Source organism: Staphylococcus sp. 231237_7MaSpsaltlick (genome assembly GCF_043107035.1).
This window is the reverse complement of record NZ_JBICNX010000068.1, coordinates 1-3,854: the sequence shown is the minus strand read 5'-3', so window position 1 is coordinate 3,854 and position 3,854 is coordinate 1. Positions and strand designations below refer to the sequence as shown.

General features: G+C 36.3%; 10 protein-coding genes. All 10 read left to right on the top strand.

Annotated elements, in window-relative coordinates; translation table 11 throughout:
- Window positions 1-14: 14 nt before the first annotated feature.
- Window positions 15-224, top strand: a complete 210-nt coding sequence (rpmC, locus tag ACF91D_RS29595) for a 50S ribosomal protein L29 (RefSeq protein ID WP_002482620.1) — start codon at window positions 15-17, stop codon at window positions 222-224.
- Between the two features lie 25 nt (window positions 225-249).
- Window positions 250-513 carry a 30S ribosomal protein S17 gene (rpsQ, locus tag ACF91D_RS29590; protein ID WP_001829723.1) on the top strand — a complete coding sequence of 88 codons (264 nt, stop codon included), beginning with the start codon at window positions 250-252 and terminating at the stop codon, window positions 511-513.
- Window positions 514-543: 30 nt separating this feature from the next.
- Window positions 544-912, top strand: a complete 369-nt coding sequence (rplN, locus tag ACF91D_RS29585) for a 50S ribosomal protein L14 (RefSeq protein ID WP_002482622.1) — start codon at window positions 544-546, stop codon at window positions 910-912.
- Between the two features lie 41 nt (window positions 913-953).
- Entirely contained in the window at window positions 954-1,271 is a 318-nt protein-coding gene (gene rplX, locus ACF91D_RS29580; RefSeq protein WP_042739080.1) for a 50S ribosomal protein L24, read from the top strand.
- Between the two features lie 25 nt (window positions 1,272-1,296).
- On the top strand, window positions 1,297-1,836 hold the full coding sequence (gene rplE / locus ACF91D_RS29575; protein ID WP_042739079.1) for a 50S ribosomal protein L5: 540 nt from the start codon (window positions 1,297-1,299) through the stop codon (window positions 1,834-1,836).
- A gap of 21 nt (window positions 1,837-1,857) precedes the next feature.
- Window positions 1,858-2,043, top strand: coding sequence for a type Z 30S ribosomal protein S14 (locus tag ACF91D_RS29570; protein ID WP_002482625.1), 186 nt, complete (start codon window positions 1,858-1,860; stop codon window positions 2,041-2,043).
- Between the two features lie 31 nt (window positions 2,044-2,074).
- The gene (rpsH, locus tag ACF91D_RS29565) at window positions 2,075-2,473 is read left to right on the top strand and encodes a 30S ribosomal protein S8 (RefSeq protein WP_042739078.1); all 399 of its coding nucleotides are present in this window, start codon (window positions 2,075-2,077) and stop codon (window positions 2,471-2,473) included.
- Window positions 2,474-2,497: 24 nt separating this feature from the next.
- Window positions 2,498-3,034 carry a 50S ribosomal protein L6 gene (gene rplF, locus ACF91D_RS29560; RefSeq protein WP_042739077.1) on the top strand — a complete coding sequence of 179 codons (537 nt, stop codon included), beginning with the start codon at window positions 2,498-2,500 and terminating at the stop codon, window positions 3,032-3,034.
- Between the two features lie 31 nt (window positions 3,035-3,065).
- Window positions 3,066-3,428, top strand: a complete 363-nt coding sequence (gene rplR, locus ACF91D_RS29555) for a 50S ribosomal protein L18 (RefSeq protein ID WP_107512202.1) — start codon at window positions 3,066-3,068, stop codon at window positions 3,426-3,428.
- Window positions 3,429-3,448: 20 nt separating this feature from the next.
- A partial coding sequence (rpsE, locus tag ACF91D_RS29550; protein ID WP_392438283.1) for a 30S ribosomal protein S5 occupies window positions 3,449-3,854 on the top strand: 406 nt, incomplete at its 3' end.

Below are 3,854 nucleotides of genomic sequence, written 5' to 3'. Positions count from 1 at the left end.
GGGTGGTGAAACAAATGAAAGCTAAGGAAATTAGAGACTTAACCACTTCAGAAATCGAAGAACAAATCAAATCTTCAAAAGAAGAGCTTTTTAACCTACGCTTTCAGTTAGCTACAGGTCAATTAGAAGAGACTGCACGTATTCGCACAGTGAGAAAAACGATTGCACGTCTAAAAACTGTTGCTCGTGAAAGAGAAATTGAACAAGGAAAAGCTAATCAATAATTAATTGAAAGAGGAGGTTACAAAAGTGAGCGAAAGAAATGATCGTAAAGTTTATGTAGGTAGAGTCGTTTCCGATAAAATGGACAAAACTGTAACTGTACTTGTTGAAACATACAAAACGCACAAATTATATGGTAAACGAGTAAAATACTCTAAAAAATACAAAACTCATGATGAAAACAACTCAGCTAAATTAGGGGACATCGTTAAGATTCAAGAAACACGTCCTTTATCAGCAACTAAACGTTTCCGTTTGGTAGAAATTGTTGAAGAATCAGTAATTATTTAAGAAATAGTGAAGATAAAGGAGGTTTAACTCATGATCCAACAAGAAACACGTTTGAAAGTAGCAGACAACTCTGGTGCACGTGAAGTTCTTACAATCAAAGTATTAGGTGGATCTGGTCGTAAAACAGCGAATATTGGTGACGTAATCGTAGTTAGTGTTAAAAATGCTACACCAGGTGGCGTTGTCAAAAAAGGTGAAGTTGTTAAAGCTGTTGTAGTACGTACTAAATCAGGTGTACGCCGTAACGACGGTTCATATATCAAATTTGATGAAAATGCATGTGTCATCATTCGTGACGACAAAGGCCCACGTGGTACTCGTATTTTTGGACCTGTTGCTCGTGAATTACGTGAAGGCAACTTCATGAAAATTGTATCATTAGCTCCAGAAGTACTTTAATTAATCGTTTATAAATATATAAATTTAAGGAGGTGCCACGCATGCATATCAAAAAAGGTGACAACGTAAAAGTTATCGCAGGTAAAGACAAAGGTAAAGAAGGTAAAGTTGTTTCAACTCAACCTAAAAAAGACCGTGTCGTTGTGGAAGGTGTTAACGTTATTAAAAAACACCAAAAACCAACTCAATTTAATCCTGAAGGTGGAATCTTAGAAACAGAGGCAGCAATCCATGTTTCTAACGTACAATTATTAGACCCTAAAACGAATGAACCAACTCGCGTAGGTTACAAATTCGTAGATGGTAAAAAAGTTCGTATCGCTAAAAAATCTGGCGAAGAAATCAAATCTAATAATTAATAATTAATCGAAAGGAGGATCCACTGTGAACCGTTTAAAAGAAAAATATAGCTCTGAAGTTACACAAAACTTAGTTAAACAATTTAACTACAGTTCAGTAATGGAAGTTCCAAAAATTGAAAAAATCGTAGTAAATATGGGTGTTGGTGATGCTGTTCAAAACTCTAAAGTATTAGATGATGCTGTAGAAGAATTAGAAGCTATCACTGGACAAAAAGCACTTGTTACAAAAGCTAAAAAATCAGTCGCTACATTCCGTTTACGTGAAGGTATGCCTATCGGTGCGAAAGTTACACTTCGCGGAGAAAGAATGTATGATTTCTTAGATAAATTAATCGCTGTTTCATTACCACGTGTACGTGACTTCCGTGGAGTTTCAAAAACAGCATTTGACGGTAGAGGTAACTATACACTAGGTGTTAAAGAACAATTGATTTTCCCTGAAATCGACTATGACCGAGTAAATAAAGTTAGAGGAATGGATATCGTTATCGTAACGACTGCTAACACTGACGAGGAAGCTCGTGAATTGTTAACACAATTCGGTATGCCATTTCAAAAATAATCTCTAAAGGAGGCTAATTAAGTGGCTAAAACTTCAATGGTTGCTAAGCAACAAAAAAAACAAAAGTTCCAAGTACGTGAATATACTCGTTGTGAACGCTGTGGTCGTCCACATTCTGTTTACCGTAAATTCAAATTATGCCGTATTTGTTTCCGTGAATTAGCTTATAAAGGCCAAATCCCTGGCGTTCGTAAAGCTAGCTGGTAATATATAAAAGTCTGAAAGGAGGCAACAATCAATGACAATCAACGATCCAATTGCAGATATGCTAACTCGTGTAAGAAACGCAAACATGGTGCGTCACGATAAATTAGAATTACCTGCATCAAACATTAAAAAAGAAATTGCTGAAATTTTAAAGAGTGAAGGTTTCATTAAAAACGTAGAATACGTTGAAGACGATAAACAAGGGGTTATCCGTTTATTCCTTAAATATGGTCAAAATAATGAAAGAGTTATCACTGGATTAAAACGTATTTCTAAACCAGGTCTACGTGTTTATGCGAAAGCAAACGAAGTACCAAAAGTACTTAACGGTTTAGGTATTGCGTTAGTATCAACTTCAGAAGGTGTTATCACTGATAAAGAAGCAAGAAAACGTAATGTTGGCGGAGAAATCTTAGCATACGTTTGGTAATAATAAATAAGGAGGTGCGATAACATGAGTCGTGTTGGTAAAAAAATTATTGACATCCCTAGCGACGTAACAGTAACAATTGAAGGTAATTCAGTAACTGTTAAAGGTGCTAAAGGCGAATTATCAAGAACATTTAATGAAAGAATGACATATAAACAAGACGAAAGTACATTAGAAGTTGTAAGACCTACTGATTCTAAAGAAGATAGAACAGTTCATGGTACAACTCGTGCTTTAATCAATAATATGATACAAGGTGTATCTCAAGGATACCAAAAAACACTTGAACTAGTTGGTGTTGGTTACCGTGCTCAAATGCAAGGTAATGACTTAGTGCTTAACGTTGGTTACTCTCACCCAGTTGAAATTAAAGCTGACGAAGGTATTACTTTCTCTGTAGAGAAAAACACAACAGTTACAGTAGCTGGTATTTCTAAAGAACAAGTTGGAGCTATCGCTTCAAACATCCGTTCAGTAAGACCTCCAGAGCCTTATAAAGGTAAAGGAATTCGTTACCAAGGTGAATACGTTCGCCGTAAAGAAGGTAAAACTGGTAAATAATAAATAACTTTCAGAAGAAAGGAGTAATAAAATGATCAGCAAAATTGATAAAAACAAAGTGCGTTTGAAAAGACATGCACGTGTTCGTACTAAATTATCTGGCACAGCTGAAAAACCTCGTTTAAACATCTATCGTTCAAACAAGCATATCTATGCACAAGTAATTGATGATGTAAACGGCCAAACATTAGCGCAAGCTTCTACACAAGAAAAAGATTTCGCTAATGAAAGTGGATCTAAAGTTGAATTGTCAGCTAAAGTCGGCGAAACTGTAGCTAAAAGAGCTATCGAAAAAGGCGTTAAAACTATCGTATTTGACCGTGGAGGTTACTTATACCACGGACGTGTTAAAGCCTTAGCAGATGCAGCTCGTGAAAATGGTTTAGAATTTTAATTTAAAGGAGGGACATTTACATGGCTCGTAGAGAAGAAGAAGCGAAAGAATTTGAAGAACGCGTTGTAACGATTAATCGTGTTGCGAAAGTTGTAAAAGGTGGTCGTCGTTTCCGTTTCACTGCTTTAGTAGTAGTTGGAGATAAAAATGGTCGCGTCGGATTCGGTACTGGTAAAGCACAAGAGGTACCTGAAGCAATCAAAAAAGCTGTAGAAGCAGCTAAAAAAGATTTAGTTGAAGTTCCACGTGTTGAAGGTACTACACCTCACACTATTACTGGACGTTTCAGTTCAGGAAGCGTATTTATGAAACCAGCTGCACCTGGTACTGGTGTTATTGCAGGTGGCCCTGTTCGTGCGGTATTAGAATTAGCTGGTATTACTGATATCTTAAGTAAATCTTTAGGTTCAAATACGCCAATTAACA

What these genes read in the sequence shown, in the direction of transcription:
- rplR (WP_107512202.1), top strand. Translation starts at nt 3,066, where the DNA reads ATGATCAGCAAAATTGATAAAAACAAAGTGCGTTTGAAAAGACATGCA.
- rplN (WP_002482622.1), top strand. Translation starts at nt 544, where the DNA reads ATGATCCAACAAGAAACACGTTTGAAAGTAGCAGACAACTCTGGTGCA.
- rpmC (WP_002482620.1), top strand. Translation starts at nt 15, where the DNA reads ATGAAAGCTAAGGAAATTAGAGACTTAACCACTTCAGAAATCGAAGAA.
- rpsH (WP_042739078.1), top strand. Translation starts at nt 2,075, where the DNA reads ATGACAATCAACGATCCAATTGCAGATATGCTAACTCGTGTAAGAAAC.
- rplX (WP_042739080.1), top strand. Translation starts at nt 954, where the DNA reads ATGCATATCAAAAAAGGTGACAACGTAAAAGTTATCGCAGGTAAAGAC.
- rplF (WP_042739077.1), top strand. Translation starts at nt 2,498, where the DNA reads ATGAGTCGTGTTGGTAAAAAAATTATTGACATCCCTAGCGACGTAACA.